This window comes from Amycolatopsis sp. NPDC114478, assembly GCF_055633805.1.
Window position 1 is genome coordinate 208,740 of record NZ_JBVKDO010000011.1, and the last position, 14,499, is coordinate 223,238.

General features: G+C 71.5%; 15 protein-coding genes and 1 riboswitch. Of the genes, 10 read left to right on the top strand and 5 right to left on the bottom strand.

Features of this window, described 5'->3' with window-relative positions; genetic code table 11:
• Window positions 1-14 precede the first annotated feature (14 nt).
• The 8 genes from ACZ7OH_RS28845 to ACZ7OH_RS28880 all read left to right on the top strand — a co-directional run bounded on the left by ACZ7OH_RS28845 (window position 15) and on the right by ACZ7OH_RS28880 (window position 9,288).
• Window positions 15-1,442, top strand: a complete 1,428-nt coding sequence (locus tag ACZ7OH_RS28845; protein WP_470283676.1) for a transglycosylase family protein — start codon at window positions 15-17, stop codon at window positions 1,440-1,442.
• 69 nt (window positions 1,443-1,511) lie between these two features.
• Window positions 1,512-1,850, top strand: a complete 339-nt coding sequence (locus ACZ7OH_RS28850) for a hypothetical protein (RefSeq protein WP_470283677.1) — start codon at window positions 1,512-1,514, stop codon at window positions 1,848-1,850.
• 9 nt (window positions 1,851-1,859) lie between these two features.
• Complete coding sequence (gene rsmA / locus ACZ7OH_RS28855; RefSeq protein ID WP_470283678.1) at window positions 1,860-2,696, top strand: 16S rRNA (adenine(1518)-N(6)/adenine(1519)-N(6))-dimethyltransferase RsmA; 837 nt, start codon at window positions 1,860-1,862, stop codon at window positions 2,694-2,696.
• Between the two features lie 138 nt (window positions 2,697-2,834).
• A riboswitch (SAM riboswitch) is annotated at window positions 2,835-2,925 on the top strand.
• Between the two features lie 209 nt (window positions 2,926-3,134).
• Window positions 3,135-4,145 (top strand): methionine ABC transporter ATP-binding protein, encoded by a 1,011-nt coding sequence (locus ACZ7OH_RS28860; protein WP_400895065.1) that lies wholly within the window; start codon window positions 3,135-3,137, stop codon window positions 4,143-4,145.
• A gap of 70 nt (window positions 4,146-4,215) precedes the next feature.
• Entirely contained in the window at window positions 4,216-5,178 is a 963-nt protein-coding gene (locus tag ACZ7OH_RS28865) for a 4-(cytidine 5'-diphospho)-2-C-methyl-D-erythritol kinase (RefSeq protein WP_470283679.1), read from the top strand.
• 46 nt (window positions 5,179-5,224) lie between these two features.
• Complete coding sequence (locus ACZ7OH_RS28870; protein WP_470283680.1) at window positions 5,225-6,988, top strand: ABC-F family ATP-binding cassette domain-containing protein; 1,764 nt, start codon at window positions 5,225-5,227, stop codon at window positions 6,986-6,988.
• Window positions 6,989-6,993: 5 nt separating this feature from the next.
• Window positions 6,994-7,575, top strand: coding sequence for a P-loop NTPase family protein (locus tag ACZ7OH_RS28875; RefSeq protein WP_470283781.1), 582 nt, complete (start codon window positions 6,994-6,996; stop codon window positions 7,573-7,575).
• A 24-nt stretch (window positions 7,576-7,599) separates the two neighbouring features.
• Window positions 7,600-9,288, top strand: a complete 1,689-nt coding sequence (locus tag ACZ7OH_RS28880) for a fatty acyl-AMP ligase (RefSeq protein WP_470283681.1) — start codon at window positions 7,600-7,602, stop codon at window positions 9,286-9,288.
• 43 nt (window positions 9,289-9,331) lie between these two features.
• Here the strand turns inward: ACZ7OH_RS28880 and ACZ7OH_RS28885 are convergent, their stop codons facing one another.
• From ACZ7OH_RS28885 to ACZ7OH_RS28900, 4 genes are all read right to left on the bottom strand, one after another.
• The gene (locus tag ACZ7OH_RS28885; RefSeq protein WP_400895057.1) at window positions 9,332-9,688 is read right to left on the bottom strand and encodes a DivIVA domain-containing protein; all 357 of its coding nucleotides are present in this window, start codon (window positions 9,686-9,688) and stop codon (window positions 9,332-9,334) included.
• 169 nt (window positions 9,689-9,857) lie between these two features.
• Window positions 9,858-10,172, bottom strand: a complete 315-nt coding sequence (locus ACZ7OH_RS28890) for a DivIVA domain-containing protein (protein ID WP_470283682.1) — start codon at window positions 10,170-10,172, stop codon at window positions 9,858-9,860.
• 21 nt (window positions 10,173-10,193) lie between these two features.
• Complete coding sequence (gene pth, locus ACZ7OH_RS28895; protein WP_400895052.1) at window positions 10,194-10,787, bottom strand: aminoacyl-tRNA hydrolase; 594 nt, start codon at window positions 10,785-10,787, stop codon at window positions 10,194-10,196.
• Window positions 10,788-10,796: 9 nt separating this feature from the next.
• Window positions 10,797-11,405, bottom strand: coding sequence for a 50S ribosomal protein L25/general stress protein Ctc (locus tag ACZ7OH_RS28900; RefSeq protein ID WP_400895049.1), 609 nt, complete (start codon window positions 11,403-11,405; stop codon window positions 10,797-10,799).
• A gap of 344 nt (window positions 11,406-11,749) precedes the next feature.
• Here ACZ7OH_RS28900 and ACZ7OH_RS28905 point away from each other — a divergent pair, with 344 nt between their 5' ends.
• Window positions 11,750-12,868 (top strand): hypothetical protein, encoded by a 1,119-nt coding sequence (locus tag ACZ7OH_RS28905; protein ID WP_470283683.1) that lies wholly within the window; start codon window positions 11,750-11,752, stop codon window positions 12,866-12,868.
• A gap of 98 nt (window positions 12,869-12,966) precedes the next feature.
• Window positions 12,967-13,608: an NAD(P)-dependent oxidoreductase gene (locus ACZ7OH_RS28910; protein ID WP_400895044.1), complete on the top strand. Its 642-nt coding sequence runs from the start codon at window positions 12,967-12,969 to the stop codon at window positions 13,606-13,608.
• On the opposite strand, the gene ACZ7OH_RS28915 is transcribed toward ACZ7OH_RS28910, so the two are convergent.
• Entirely contained in the window at window positions 13,602-14,468 is an 867-nt protein-coding gene (locus ACZ7OH_RS28915) for a TIGR03621 family F420-dependent LLM class oxidoreductase (protein ID WP_470283684.1), read from the bottom strand. The genes ACZ7OH_RS28910 and ACZ7OH_RS28915 overlap by 7 nt on opposite strands.
• Between the last annotated feature and the right edge of the window lie 31 nt (window positions 14,469-14,499).

Below are 14,499 nucleotides of genomic sequence, written 5' to 3' on the forward strand. Positions count from 1 at the left end.
GGGAACGATCCCCGGTGACAGGTAGCAGACAGGCTGGAGCGCGCTCCGCCGTCCTCGAACGCAGTTATTTCGAGGACACCGCGTATGGCCAGCTCGACTTCTCCGACGACCCGAACATCACGCAGCAGGACATCCTCGCCGCGCTCGGCCCCGACGCCGACGCGATGATGGCCGAGATCGACGTCGACGTCGACGAGCTGATCCGCCTCATCAACGCCGAGACGACGTACCTGCCCCCGATCGTCATCCCGGACGAGATCGAGGCGGACCGGACCGCGTCCCCGCAGGCCAAGCGGGCCATGCTGGACGAGGGGCTGCGCGAGACCACCAAGGTCTGGAAGCGCCGCTTCCTCAAGGGCGCCGTCCTCAGCGTCATGATCAGCATCGCCGGCGGCGGCGCGGCCGCGCTGGCGATGAACAAGAGCGTCACCGTCGACGTCGACGGCCAGCAGACCACCGTGCACTCGTTCGGCGACACCGTCGGCGAGGTGCTGCAGGACGCGGGCCTGTCCGTGGGCGCGCACGACTCGCTCTCCCCGTCCCCGCAGGCGGAGGTCGGCGACGGCGGCGTCATCAAGCTCGAGCGCGGCCGCCAGCTGAAGATGATCGTCGACGGCTCGGAGCACACCTCCTGGGTCCGCGCGACGCACCTCGGCGACGCGCTGGGCCAGCTCGGCATGACCGGTCTGGACAAGCCCGGCACGTGGATGTCGATGTCGAAGGACGGCGAGCTGCCCCTCCAGGGCGCCACCGTCGAGATCAAGACCCTGAAGAACATCACCCTGTACGACGGCGCCAACGCGCCGAAGCAGGTGAAGACGACCGCGGTCACGACGAAGGAGTTCCTGGGCGAGTACAAGCTGACCCTGGGCCCGGAGGACCAGGCCGAGGGTGGTCTGGACGTCAAGCTGACCGACGGCGCCGAGGTGCACATCAGCCGCACCGGCGTCTCGACGGTCGTCCAGAAGGAGTCCATCGACCCGCCCGAGCAGAAGGTCGACGACCCGGACCTCGCCAAGGGCAAGACCTCGGTCGAGGACCCGGGCACGCCGGGCGAGAAGATGGTGACCTACAAGGTCACGCAGAAGAACGGCAAAGAGGTCTCCCGCGAGAGCGTCTCCGAGCAGGTCATCACCCAGCCGAAGCCGAAGATCATCCACGTCGGCACCAAGGAGGCCCCGGCGCCGGCGATCGGCGACGGCTCCGCGTGGGACCGCATCGCGCAGTGCGAGTCGGGCGGCAACTGGGCCATCAACACCGGCAACGGCTACTACGGCGGCCTCCAGTTCGACAAGCAGACCTGGAACGCCTACGGCGGCGACCAGTACGCGGCGCTGCCGAGCCAGGCTTCGCGTGAGCAGCAGATCGCGATCGCCGAGAAGGTCCGCGACGCCCGCGGCGGCAGCTACAGCGCCTGGCCGGTCTGCGGCAAGAAGGCCTGAGTTCCGCTTCGAAACGGCCCTCGTCCCTCGTGGACGGGGGCCGTTTCGCGTGCCGGGCACACTGGGTTCGTGGAGGACTACCAGCGGCGCAAGCTCGCGCACTTCCACGAGGCGCTGACCCGGCTGACGCGTCCCGCCGAGGAACAGCGGGCGTGGCTGCGCGAGAACGGCCTCGGCCTCGCCGATGAGCTGGCGACCGAGTTCGACGACTTCTACGAGGACCTCGCCTCGTGGCACGGTGACGCCGCGCCGATCCTCGCCGAGCTGGACCGCCTCCTCGCCCGCATGAGCGGCGAAGCCAACGCGCACCTCTGGGAAGTCGAAGCCCTCGTGACCGAACCCGACTGGCGGCGCGTGCGTGAGCTGGCCACCGCCGCCCTCGCGGTGCTGCCCGAGCGCGGTCGGTAAGCTCGTCCGGTGGTTGAACTGCTGGGACCGGCCGAAATCCGCGGGCTGGCGGCCGAACTCGACGTGCGGCCGACCAAGAAGCTCGGGCAGAATTTCGTGCACGATCCCAACACCGTCCGCCGGATCGTCGAGCTCGCGGGCGTCGGCCAGGACGACGTCGTCCTCGAGGTCGGGCCCGGGCTCGGTTCGCTGACCCTCGGCCTGCTCGCCACCGGCGCGCGGGTCGTCGCCGTCGAGATCGATCCCAAGCTCGCCGAGCGGCTGCCCAAGACCGTTGCCGAGCGGGGGCCCGAGGCCGCGGACCGGCTGACCGTCGTCGGGGCCGACGCCTTGCGCGTCACCCGCGCGGAGCTGGGCGAGCCGACCGCGCTCGTCGCCAACCTGCCCTACAACGTCGCCGTCCCGGTCGTGCTGCACCTGCTCGCCGAGGTGCCGTCGCTCGCCAAGGGCCTGGTCATGGTGCAGACCGAGGTCGCCGACCGGATGGCCGCCGGCCCCGGCAGCCGGATCTACGGCGTCCCCAGCGTCAAGCTCGCCTGGTACGGCCCGGCGCGCAAGGTCGCCGCCGTGCCGCGGTCGGTGTTCTGGCCGGTGCCGAACGTCGACTCGGCGCTCGTCGCCTTCGAACGCGGTGACGCTCCGGCGTCGGACGACCGCGATCGGCTCTTCGGCCTCGTCGACGCCGCCTTCTCACAACGCAGGAAGACCCTCCGCGCCGCGCTCGCCGGCTGGGCGGGCTCCGCCGAGCGGGCCGGCGAGCTGCTCGCGGCCGCCGGGATCGACCCGAAGACCCGCGGTGAGCAGCTGGCCGTGCAGGACTTCGCCCGCCTCGCCGCGGTCCGTTAGCAGGTCCACAGTGGAAGTCAACGCGGCCGGGTGAAAATACGCCTCTTGCCGTGCGATCCCGCGATTCGGACACCTCCACTCGTGTGATCTGGGCCAACAGGCTTGCTTTCGCTCCTCGGGATCGGCTTTACTCGGAAGCGTCCATCCCGAGCGACTGAGAGACCTGGCTCGCCGAAGTCGCAGCAACCACCCTCCGCAGGGCAGGTGCTACCGCCAGGACCGATGGAGGCCGTTTCCGATGAAGAGGGTAGCTCGCCCCCTGCTCCTGACCAGGCGTCGCGTAGTCGACGAAGGCCGCCGCTCCGTGACCGCATGTCGACGCTCCCACTGAGCTTGTCGTAGCCGGTCCACCTCTTCTTCACGCACCGTCCACACAGGACGGACTTTGCTTGCGGCCGGGTGCCGCGCACCGCGCGCACCCCGTTTTCTGGAGCCTTCGTGATCACCGTCGAAAACCTGTCCAAAACCTTTGCCACCAACGGAAACTCGGTCGTCGCCCTGCGGGACGTGAGCGTCGACGTCCAGGCCGGCTCGCTGTTCGGCGTGGTCGGCCCGGCCGGGTCCGGCAAGTCCGTCCTGGCCCGTTGCATCGCGCTGCAGGAGCGGCCCGACCGCGGCGTCGTGCGGCTCGACGGCCTCAACACCGGCACCCTCGACGGCCGCCGCCTGCGCGAGATCCGCCGTCAGCTCGGTGTCGTCTCGACCAAGCCGGAGCTGATCGCCGAGCGCACCATCGCCGGCAACATCGCTTCCCCGCTCGAGCAGCTCGGCGTCGACGGCCCGCAGCGCCGCAGCCGGGTCGGCTCGCTGCTCGACCTGGTCGGCCTGACGCAGCGCGCGACGCAGCGTCCGGGCGAGCTGTCGGAGGGTCAGCTCCGCCGCGTCGCGGTCGCCAAGGCCCTCGCGGCCGCGCCGGCCGTGCTCCTGGCCGACGACCCGACCGCCGGCATCGACCCGGAGGAGGCCGGCTCGGTGCTCACCGTGCTCGACCGCGCCCGCTCCGAGCTCGGCACCACCGTCGTCATCACGACGCCGGACGCCGGCGTGGTCCGCCGGGTCTGCGACGACGTCGCGGTGCTCGAAGACGGCACGGTCATCGAGCGCGGCACCGTGCTCGACCTGATCTCGAACCCGGCCAGCCGCACCGCGCAGGCGCTGCTGCCCGCCATCGAGACCACCCGCGCGCAGTCGGCGCGCTACGACCGCTCGGTCGACGTCGTGCTGGTCGGCTTCGCGTCGGTCGGCGCGCTGCTGCCCGAGGCCGCGGGCCGGTTCGACGTCGAGTTCGCCACCATCGGCGGCGGCCTGACCCGGATCGGCGACACCCCGGTCGGCCGCTTCCGCCTGGGCGTCCGCGGCGAGCGCGCCGACGCGGCCCTGGCGTGGGTCGCCGAGCGCGGCGGCCACGTGACGCACACCGCTCGCGGCCCCCAGGGCGTCGCGGCCTGACCTCGAGTTCGAAGACGCCCCGATGCGCACGTCGCATCGGGGCGTTTTCGCGGGCACGTAGGCTGGTCGGGTGCTCGCCGTAGTTCCGCCCCCAGTCACCGTCCGGGTCCCGGCCAAGGTCAACCTGCACCTGGCGGTCGACGACCTGCGCGAAGACGGTTACCACGAGCTGGTGACCGTGTTCCAGGCCCTGTCGCTGACCGACGAGGTGACCGTCGCCGTCACCGAAGAGCCGGGGCTGGAGATCTACGGCGAGGGCGAGGGCACGGTCCCGACCGGCCCCGAAAACCTGGCGTGGCGCGCGGTCGAAGCGCTGTCCGCGCACGTCGGGCGCACCGGCGACCCGAAGGTCCGGGTGGTGCTGCGCAAGGGCATCCCGGTCGCGGGCGGCATGGCGGGTGGCAGCGCGGACGCGGCGGCGACGCTCGTCGGGCTGGCGAGCCTGTGGAACCTCGACGTCACGCGCGACGAGCTCGCGGAGATCGCCGCCGGCCTGGGCAGTGACGTCCCGTTCGCGCTCTACGGCGGCACCGCGCTGGGCACCGGGCGCGGCGAGCGGCTCGTCCCGGTGCTGTCGCGGCACACCTTCCACTGGGTGCTGGCCTTCGACGAGCGCGGCCTCTCGACGCCGAGGGTGTTCGGCGAGCTCGACCGGCTGCGCACGGACGGCAACCCGCCGCGGATCGGCTCGCACACCCCGGTCGTCGAGGCGCTGGCCTCCGGCGACCCGCGCCAGCTGGCGCTGCTGCTGGGCAACGACTTGCAGGCGGCCGCGGTCTCGCTGCGGCCGGGCCTGCGCCGCACGCTGCGCGCCGGCGTCAACGCGGGTGCGCTCGCCGGCACGGTCTCCGGGTCCGGCCCGACGTGCGCGTTCCTCTGCGAAGACGCGCAGTCGGCGGTCGAGGTCGCCGCCGAGCTGTCGGGCGCGGGGGTGTGCCGCACGGTCCGGGTGGCGCACGGCCCGGTGCCCGGCGCCCGCGTCGTCGGCGGCGACGACGCGAACCGGCCGACGCCGCCGCGCGTGCACGCCTGATCGTCCACTGTGGATTTCTACTTCTCGGAAAGGAACGGCTGAGCGGATGGCCAACCTGGTCAACCTGGAGGCGGTGAGCAAGTCCTACGGGGTTCGCCCGCTCCTGGACGGCGTGTCGCTGGGTGTCGCGGCCGGGCAGCGCATCGGCGTCGTCGGCCTCAACGGTGGCGGCAAGACCACCCTGCTGGAAGTCCTTTCCGGACTCGCCGAGCCGGATTCCGGGCGGGTGAGCCATGTCGGCGGCCTGCGGATGGCCGTCGTCACCCAGCGGACCGAGCTGCCGGCGGACAGCACGGTCGGCGACGTCGTCCTGGAACGCTACGGCGCCGAGCACGAGTGGGCGGCCGACGCCCGCGTGCGGTCCATTGTGGACGGACTCGGGATCACCGCGATCGGGCTGGACACGCCGACCGCGAACCTCTCCGGCGGCGAGCGGCGCCGGGTTTCCCTGGCCGCCGCGCTGACCGGCGAGCTCGACCTGGTCGTGCTGGACGAGCCGACCAACCACCTGGACGTCGAAGGTGTCCGCTGGCTCGCCGACCACCTGCTCGCGCGCCGGATCGCCGTCGTGGTCGTCACGCACGACCGGTGGTTCCTCGACACGGTCGCGACGCTGACGTGGGAGGTCGCGAACGGCCGCGTCGAGCAGTACGAAGGCGGTTACGCCGACTGGATCTTCGCGCGCGCCGAGCGGGCGCGGCTGGCCGCGACGGCCGAGGAGAAGCGGCAGAACCTGGCCCGCAAGGAGCTGGCGTGGCTGCGCCGCGGCCCGCAGGCGCGCTCGTCGAAGCCGCGCTACCGCATCGAAGCGGCCGAAGCGCTGATCGCCGACGTCCCGCCGCCGCGCGACTCCGTCGAGCTGCAGGCGTTCGCGAAGCGGCGCCTCGGCAAGACCGTGCTGGAGCTGGAAGACACGACGTACCAGGTGGGCGAGCGGACGCTGCTCGACCACGTCACCTGGCGGATCGGCCCAGGCGACCGGATCGGCCTGGTCGGGGTGAACGGCTCGGGCAAGACGTCGCTGCTGAAGCTGCTCGGCGGCGACGTCGAGGGGTCGACCGGCCGCCGGATCGAGGGCAAGACGGTGGCGCTCGCGCACCTGCGCCAAGAGCTCGACGACCTGCCCGGCGACCTGCGCGTGCTGCAGGCGATCGAGCAGGTGGCCGGGCGGGTGGTGTTCGGCAAGCAGGAGATGACGGCGTCGCAGCTGGGCGAGAAGCTCGGCTTCCCGCAGGCCCGCCAGTGGACCCCGGTCGGCGACCTGTCCGGCGGCGAGCGCCGCCGGCTGCAGCTGTGCCGGCTGCTGATGGCCGAGCCGAACGTCCTGCTGCTGGACGAGCCGACGAACGACCTGGACATCGACACGCTGCAGCAGCTGGAGGACCTCCTCGACGGCTGGCCGGGCACGATGGTCGTGGTCTCGCACGACCGCTACCTGGTGGAGCGCGTGTGCGACACGATCGTCGCCCTGTTCGGCGACGGCCGGATCACCCACTTGCCGGGCGGGATCGAGGAGTACCTGAACCGCCGCGCGGCCGCTCAGCCGGCCGCGGGCCCGGCGCCGTCCGCGGAGAAGGCCGAGGCGAAGAAGTCGGCGGCGGATCTGCGCGCGGCGCAGAAGGAGCTGGGCCGGCTGGAGCGCAAGCTGGACCAGCTGCACGCGAAGGAGGAGAAGCTCCACGCGGCGCTGCTGGAGGCGGCGACGGATCCGGCGAAGCTGATGGAGCTGAACGCGGAGCTGAAGGGCGTCCAGGGCGAGATCGAGGACGTCGAAGGCCGCTGGCTGGAGACGTCCGAGCTGCTGGAGTGACCAGGGTGATCGGGCCCCGCGACGCCCTGGAGGTGCCCCGGCTGCGGCGGATCGCGGTGGCGGGCCCGGCGGGCTCGGGCAAGTCGACCCTCTCGCGGACGCTCTGCGAGCGCCTCGGGGTGCCGTACGTCGAGTTCGAGTCCTTCTTCCACGGGCCGGGGTGGACCGTGCGGGAGACCTGGCAGGCCGATGTCCTCGACTACCTGGCCGGCGACGTCTGGGCCATCGAATGGCAGGGCGAACCGGTCCGCGAGCGGATGACCGCCCGCCTCGACGTGCTGGTGTGGCTCGACCACCCACGGGCGCTGACGATGGCCCGGGTCATCACCCGCACGTTCAAGCGCCGCGCGGGGCGCGGTTCGGAGATCGCCGGGGGCAATGTCGAAGGCCCTCTGCGCACCTTCTTCACCGACCGGGAGCACATCGTCCGGGTCGCCTGGCGGTACCACCCGATCCTGCGGGCGCGAGTCCGGAAGGTGATCGACGAGAACCGCCACCCGGACCTCGTCGTCGTCCGGCTGCGGGGGCAGCGCCAAGTCGACCGGTGGCTCACGGGCCCTGTTTCCGCGTCGCTCGGCGGATGTTGACACCGAGACAGTAATCTCTGCCCCATGAGCAGGTTCGTGGACACGCTCGTCGCCACCGCGGCGGGGCGGGGTCAGCAGCGTGGCATGGTCACCGGGGAGCCCAAGGAACCCGTCCGGCGGACCTGGGCCGAAGTGCACCAGGAAGCCCGGCGGATCGCCGGGGGGCTCGTCGCCGGCGGGTTCGAGCGGGGCACCGCGGTCGGCGTGCTCGCCGCCGCGCCCGTGTTGATCGCGCCCACCGTGCAGGCCGTCTGGCTGGCCGGGGGCAGCGTCACCATGCTGCACCAGCCCACCCCGCGCACCGATCTCGCCGAGTGGGCCGAGGACACCGTGCGCGTGCTCGGGATGATCGGCTCGGACCTCGTGCTGCTCGGCGAGCCGTTCGACCAGCTCGCTCCCGTGCTCGAAGAAAAGGGCATCGGGTTCAAGCTCATCACGGACCTCACGAAGGCCGAGCCGCTGCAGGACGTCGTCGTCACCGATGAGAGCGAGACCGCGCTCCTGCAGCTGACCAGCGGATCGACCGCCGACCCCAAGGCCGTGCGGATCACCTACGGGAACCTGTACTCCAACGTCAAGGCCATGGTCGACCGCGCGGAGTTCGACTTCGACGTCGACGTCATGGTCTCCTGGCTGCCGACCTTCCACGACATGGGCATGGTCGGCTTCCTGACCGTCCCGATGACCTTCGGCGTCGAGCTCGTCAAGATCACGCCCGTCGAGTTCCTCTCGGGGCCGTTGATCTGGCCGGAGCTGATCACCAAGTACGGCGGCACGACGACGGCCGCGCCGAACTTCGCCTACGCCATCGTCGGGCGCCGGATGGCCCGCGTCGACGACGACAGCGCCTACGACCTCTCGAAGCTGCGCATCGCCCTGAACGGCGCCGAGCCCATCGACGAGACCGCCGTCCAGACCTTTGTGGACGCCGGCGCGCGGTTCAAGATGCCCGCGGAATGCGTTTTCCCGGCCTACGGCATGGCGGAGGCGACGCTCGCGGTGTCGTTCGCGCCGCTGTTCACCGGGCTCACGCTCGACGTCGTCGAAGCCGACGCGCTGGAAGCCGACAACCGCGCGGTGCCCGTGCCCGAAGGGGACGCCCGGCGCGGCACCGACAGCGTCCGCTCGTTCGCGCTCCTCGGACGTCCGCTGGACGGCCTGGAAGCGGAGATCGTCAACGAGGCGGGCGAGCGGGTCGGTGACCGCCAGGTCGGCGAGATCCGGCTGCGCGGCGAGGCCGTGACGCCCGGGTACCTGACCATGGAGGGCCCGGTCGCCACGCAGGACGACGCGGGCTGGCTGAACACCGGCGACCTCGGCTACCTGGTCGACGGCCAGATCGTCATCTGCGGCCGCCGCAAGGACGTCATCATCATGGGCGGCCGCAACCTGTACCCGACGGACATCGAGCGCGCGGCGACGTCGGTCGAGGGCGTCCGGGCGGGCAACGCGGTGGCCGTGCGGCTGGACGCGGGGAGCCGCCGCGAGCGGTTCGCGGTGGTCGTCGAGTCGAAGCTGGCGGGGGACGCCGAAGCCGAGAAGCACCTGATGAAGCAGGTCTCGGCGCGGGTGCGCGACGCCGTCGACATGCGGCCGTACGCGGTGGTCGTGCTGCCGGCGGGGAGCCTGCCCAAGACGCCGTCGGGCAAGGTCAAGCGCGCGGCGACGGCCCAGCAGTTCGCCGACAAGATCAAGAAGAACGCTGACGCCTGACGCACTCCCGGCGGCGGGCCGTGACGACCCGCCGCCGGCGTGGTCAGCGCTGCTGGAGGCGTTCCGCGCGCAACGTCGGCGGGGTGGCGCGCTCGGCCGTGGCTTCGTCGGACGTGCGGGCGCCGGGGAGGTCCGGGGCGTGGCCCGTGCGCGCCGCGAGCTGGTCTTCCACGGTGTCGAGGAACTCGTCGACCTCGCGTTCGTCGTAGCCGCGCTTGCCGATCAGCGGCTTCGCGAACACCACGTGGTGCACTTCGGCGGCGGTCAGGTCGTCCTCCTCGGCGAACGTCTTGGCGATGCGCCGGACGAACTCGTCGACCTCGTGCTTGGCGTAGCCACGACGGCCGATCGGGGCGTTACCGAAGGTGACCTCGGCGAGGTCTTCGGCGGTGAACGACATGCAACTCTCCGATTCCGGGGTTGGGCGGTGCGAACTGCCGTACACCGTCCTAACCCGCGGACGCGCTCCCCCGGAAGGGTCGGACCCCGAAGCTCACCCCGACGGGCGGTCGCCGTCCGCCTGTGAGTGAGCCGGGGTTACGCAGCGCTGTGTGGCCGGACTCACACCGTCACGAGCGGCCGAACCACTTCCGCGGACCCTGCGGGCGCGCCTCCTCGACCGCCGGACGCGGGTTGCGCAGCTTGATGAGCGCCGCCTCCGCCTCGTCCAGGAACAGGTCGACCTGAGCCTGGTCGTAGCTGCGCATGCCGACCGGCATGATCGTGAACTCGACGTAGTGGATGTCGTCGGCCGTCAGGATGTTGCGGCCGGACAGCGCCTCGGCGATCAGGTCGAGGAACGCGTCGACCTCGTCCTCGTTGTAGCCGCGCCGGCCGAAGCGGGGTTTGCCGAACGCGATCGCCCGGACTTCGTCAGGGGTCATGGGATCACCTTGCCACCGATGTCAGCCCGCATGGAAGGCGTTCTGCGCGGCCGCGAGACCGGTGCCGACCAGCGCCTCGGTCGCGTCCGCGCAGCGGTCCACCTCGAACGGGAGCTCCTTGCGCTCGACCGTCGAGAAGTCCTTCAGGACGAAGTCGGCCGGGTCCTGGCGGCCGGGCGGGCGGCCGATGCCGAACCGGACCCGGTAGTAGTCGCGGGTGCCGAGCGACTTCGTGATCGAGCGGAGGCCGTTGTGGCCGTTGTCGCCGCCGCCGAACTTCAGCTTCAATGCGCCGAAGTCGACGTCCAGCTCGTCGTGCACCACGACGATCCCGGTCGGCGGCACCTTGTAGAACCGCGCCGCGCCGACCACCGGGCCGCCGGAGAGGTTCATGTACGACCGCGGCTTCACCAGCACCACGCGGCGGCCACCCAGGCGCCCTTCGAGCACCTCGCCGCCGCTCTTGTGCGTCTTGAACTTGCCCCCGATGCGGGTGGCGAGCTCGTCCAGCACCATGAAACCGACGTTGTGCCGGTTTCCGGCGTACTGGGGTCCGGGATTGCCGAGGCCGGCGAGCAGGATCAGCTCGCCGGCCCCAGGCAGGTCTTCGGTCATGCGGAAATATTATTCGGCGGCTTCGGCCGACTCGTCGCCCGCTTCGGTGGCGGCGTCTTCGTCGTCGGCCTCTTCACGCTGCGGCTCGTTGACGGCGACGACCAGCGCCTCCGGGTCGGTGACCAGGGTGGCGCCCTGGGGCAGCTCGACCTGGCCGGCCAGGACCTGGCTGCCGATCTCGAGGCCCTCGATGGAGACCTCGAACTGCTCCGGGATGTGCAGCGCCTCGACCTCGACCTGCAGGGTGTCGACGTCCTGGTTGACCAGGCCGCCGGGGCCGGGGGTGCCGGAGACGACGACCGGGACGTCGACGACGATCTTCTCGCCGCGCTTCACGACCAGCAGGTCGACGTGCTCGATGTAGTTCTTCAGCGGGTGCACGACGATCGTCTTCGTCAGCGCGAGCTCGTCGGAGCCCTCGATGGCGAGGGTGATGACGGCGTTGGAGCCGTTCTCCCGGACGACGCGGGCGAACTCGATGGCCGGCAGCGCGAAGTGCCGCGGGTCCGAGCCGTGGCCGTACAGGACGGCGGGGATCTTGCCGGCGCGACGCGTGCGACGCGCGGCGCCCTTGCCGAACTCGGTGCGCGGCTCGACGGACAGACGTACCTCGGACACGGTGTGGCACTCCTTCAAATCACGAACATGGTGCGGGAGACAGCATGCTGCGGCGGGGATGCTTGCGTTGTTCTGTTCAGGCGGTTGCGGCGGCGAGTTTCAGGCGTGCACGACAGCCGGGGCTACTCGAGCCGCCGCGTCGATCACGCCGGGCACCCCAGAAGGGCCCCGCCTCGCCGAGACAACCTCAAGAGTGTAAACCAACCTCATCACGGTGGGTTGCGGCGGGGGCCCGGCCCAGGCTAGAACCCTCCTGAACCCCGGTGCGTGACGACACAAATCCGGTGGCGGGACTTCACCGGCCGAGGTGTCCTCGGGTACAGCGGGAGAGCAGGGGGCGGAAGATGCGGGCTCGACGGGCCACGACGGCGGCGGCGGTGCTGCTGCTGGGCGGACTGCTGGCCGGCTGCCAGGTGGCGGTCCCCGGCACCGCCGGTGTCTCCGCCGCCGGGCAGCAGACGGCCGACCGGCGCGCCGAGCAGCGCACCGCGGTCGAAGCCGCCCTCACCGCGCTGGGGCAGGCACCCGCGCTCGCTCTGAAGTCGGCGGTCAACGGCGCCGACCAGCAGTTCCGGGTCACCCGCGGCGGCAGCGCCCTCGGCGGGCTGCCGCTGGAGGGCCGCGTCGTCCAGGTGACCGCCGCCGCGGGCCAGTTCTACCTGCAGGCCGACGCCGACTACTGGAAGGCGCACGCCATCGACGAGGGCACGCAGTTCGGCACGAGCTGGGTGCGTTCGCTCGGGTCCGAGCTGCCCCTCGACCCGGCCGCGCGGTTCGCGCCGCGAGCGCTGGCCGACGGCCTGCGCAAGACGCTGGCCGGCCTCGACCGGCTGAGCGACCCGGTCAAGGTGAAGCTCCCGGACGGCACCGAGGTCTACCAGCTCGGTGCCGCGCCCAGCGTCCTGCGCGTCACTACGGCCAAGCCGAACCGGGTCGTCAGCTTCGCCCCGGCGCTGCTCGACCCGCAGGCCGGGCCGAAGTTCGGCGCCGAGTTCCGCGTCGACCCGCTCGCCGGCGACGCGCTCAAGGCGTTCCACACCGACCTCGACAACACCGTCGGCGGGCTGGGCCAGCCGTTCGAAGGCCTGGTCCAGGCCAGCGCCGTCGTCACGAACGACAACCTCGACTGCAAGGACTTCGTCGGCTCCTGCACGACGACCGTCGACGTCTCCAACAGCGTGGTCGGCTCGCCGTCCGGGGGCGGCAAGAGCGTCGTGCACATCAACCTCGCGGTCGAGGTGAGCGCCGACTCGCTCGGTGCGCAGACCTGCACGGCGGCGGCCGACGCCGAGCCGTACGCGACGGTCAAGATGTCCTGCACGGTCAAGTTCAAGCTGCCGAACCGCACGGCGAGCTACCAGGTCCTGTCCAAGCCGAACGCGACCGCGGAGGTCCGCGCGGCCCTCGACGTCAACGCCGTGAAGCAGCAGGTCGCGGCGGAGTTCGCCGGCCTGGGCGGCTGAGCTGGACACCTACCCGGGGGTGCGTTGCTCCCGTTGAAGTAGGCGATCTTCCGTTCTTACCATCGGCTGCGTACAGCCGAACCGAACGGAGAAATGACATGGCCAAGCTGGTGGTTTTCGGGGGGACCGGGTACGCCGGGGGCAAGATCGGCGCCGAGGCGGTGCGCCGCGGGCACGAGGTGGTCGGCGTCGCGCGCAACCCGGGTTCGGCGCCCGAAGGCGTCGACGAGCGGCAGGGTTCGCTGCACGACGAGGAGTTCGTGGCGGGCCTGGCGAAGGACGCCGACGTGTTCGTGGTCGCCACCCCGGCACGTGCGATCGACGGCAAGAAGCTGATCGACGCCGTGCCGTCGCTGGCCCGGATCGCGCGCGAGAACGGCGTCCGGCTGTCGTTCGTGGGCGGCGCGGCGAGCCTGCTGGTCGCCGAGGGCGGCCCGCGGCTGTTCGACACGCCGGAGTTCCCGGACGAGTACAAGGACGAGGCCGGCAGCCACGCCGAGGTGCTCGGCCTGCTGCGCGAGCAGCCCGAGGACCTCGACTGGTTCTACGTCAGCCCCGCCGCCGAGTTCGGCGCCTGGACCCCCGGCGAGCGCAAGGGCGAGTTCCGCCTCGGCGGCGACGTCCTGGTGACCGACGAGAACGGCAAGTCGCACATCGGCGGCGACGACTTCGCGATCGCGTACGTCGACGAGATCGAGCAGCCGAAGCACCGCCGCGCGCGCTTCACCGTCGCTTACTGAAGTTCGCGGATCACGGGGGCGAAGGTCTCGAGGTTCGGCTCGAAGACCGTGATGTACGAGAAGCCGTAGCGCTCGCGGCGCTGTTCGAGCTGCCCGGCGATCTCCTCGACCGTGCCCAGCAGGAGCTGGGGCGCGTCGAGGAGCTCCCGGGCGTCGGCGACGGCGCTCCGCTCGGTCAGCTCGTGCCACGCCGCGGCAGCTCGGTCTCGGTCGTCGGTGACCTCGACGTGCTGGACCAGCATGTTGTACTCGACCTTGCGGCCGGTCTTGGACCGGAAGAACCGCACCCGTTCGTCCATCGCCTCGGCGTTGTCGAGCTTGAAGGTGCCCGGCGGCTTCCCGGGCTGCTGCCGGAGCCCGGCGAACCCGACGACGTCCGCGTGCTCGGCGGCCAGCTCCAGGACGCCGTCGCTGTTGCCCGCGATGAGCAGCCGCGGGTGGTCGAGGCCTTCGTCCTCGAAGTGTTTCCGCAGGTAGCCGAGGCTCTCTTCGAGGTAGGCGATGCGTTCGGACGCCTGGTGCCACGGCAGCCCGGCGGCGTCGAACTCGGCTTTCATGTGCCCGGCGCCGAGGCCGAGGTCGAGGCGGCCGTCGAGCAACGCGGCCGTCGAGGACGCTTCGCGTGCGAAGAGCGCGAGGTTGTAGAAGGGCACATTGGACACGAGGGTGCCCAGCCGCGGCCGTTCGGTGACGGCGGCCGCCATGGCCAGCACCGGGAACGGCGCGAAGCGGCCGGTGCCGAGGTGGTCTGGCACGGTGATGACGTCGTAGCCGAGTTCCTCGGCCCGCCGGCACTTGGCGATCCAGGCGTCCCGGCTGCCGATCTCGCGGAAGCTGACGCCGAACTTGAAGTTCCCCATGCCGGCGACGCTAGCGCCGGGAACCGCCGCC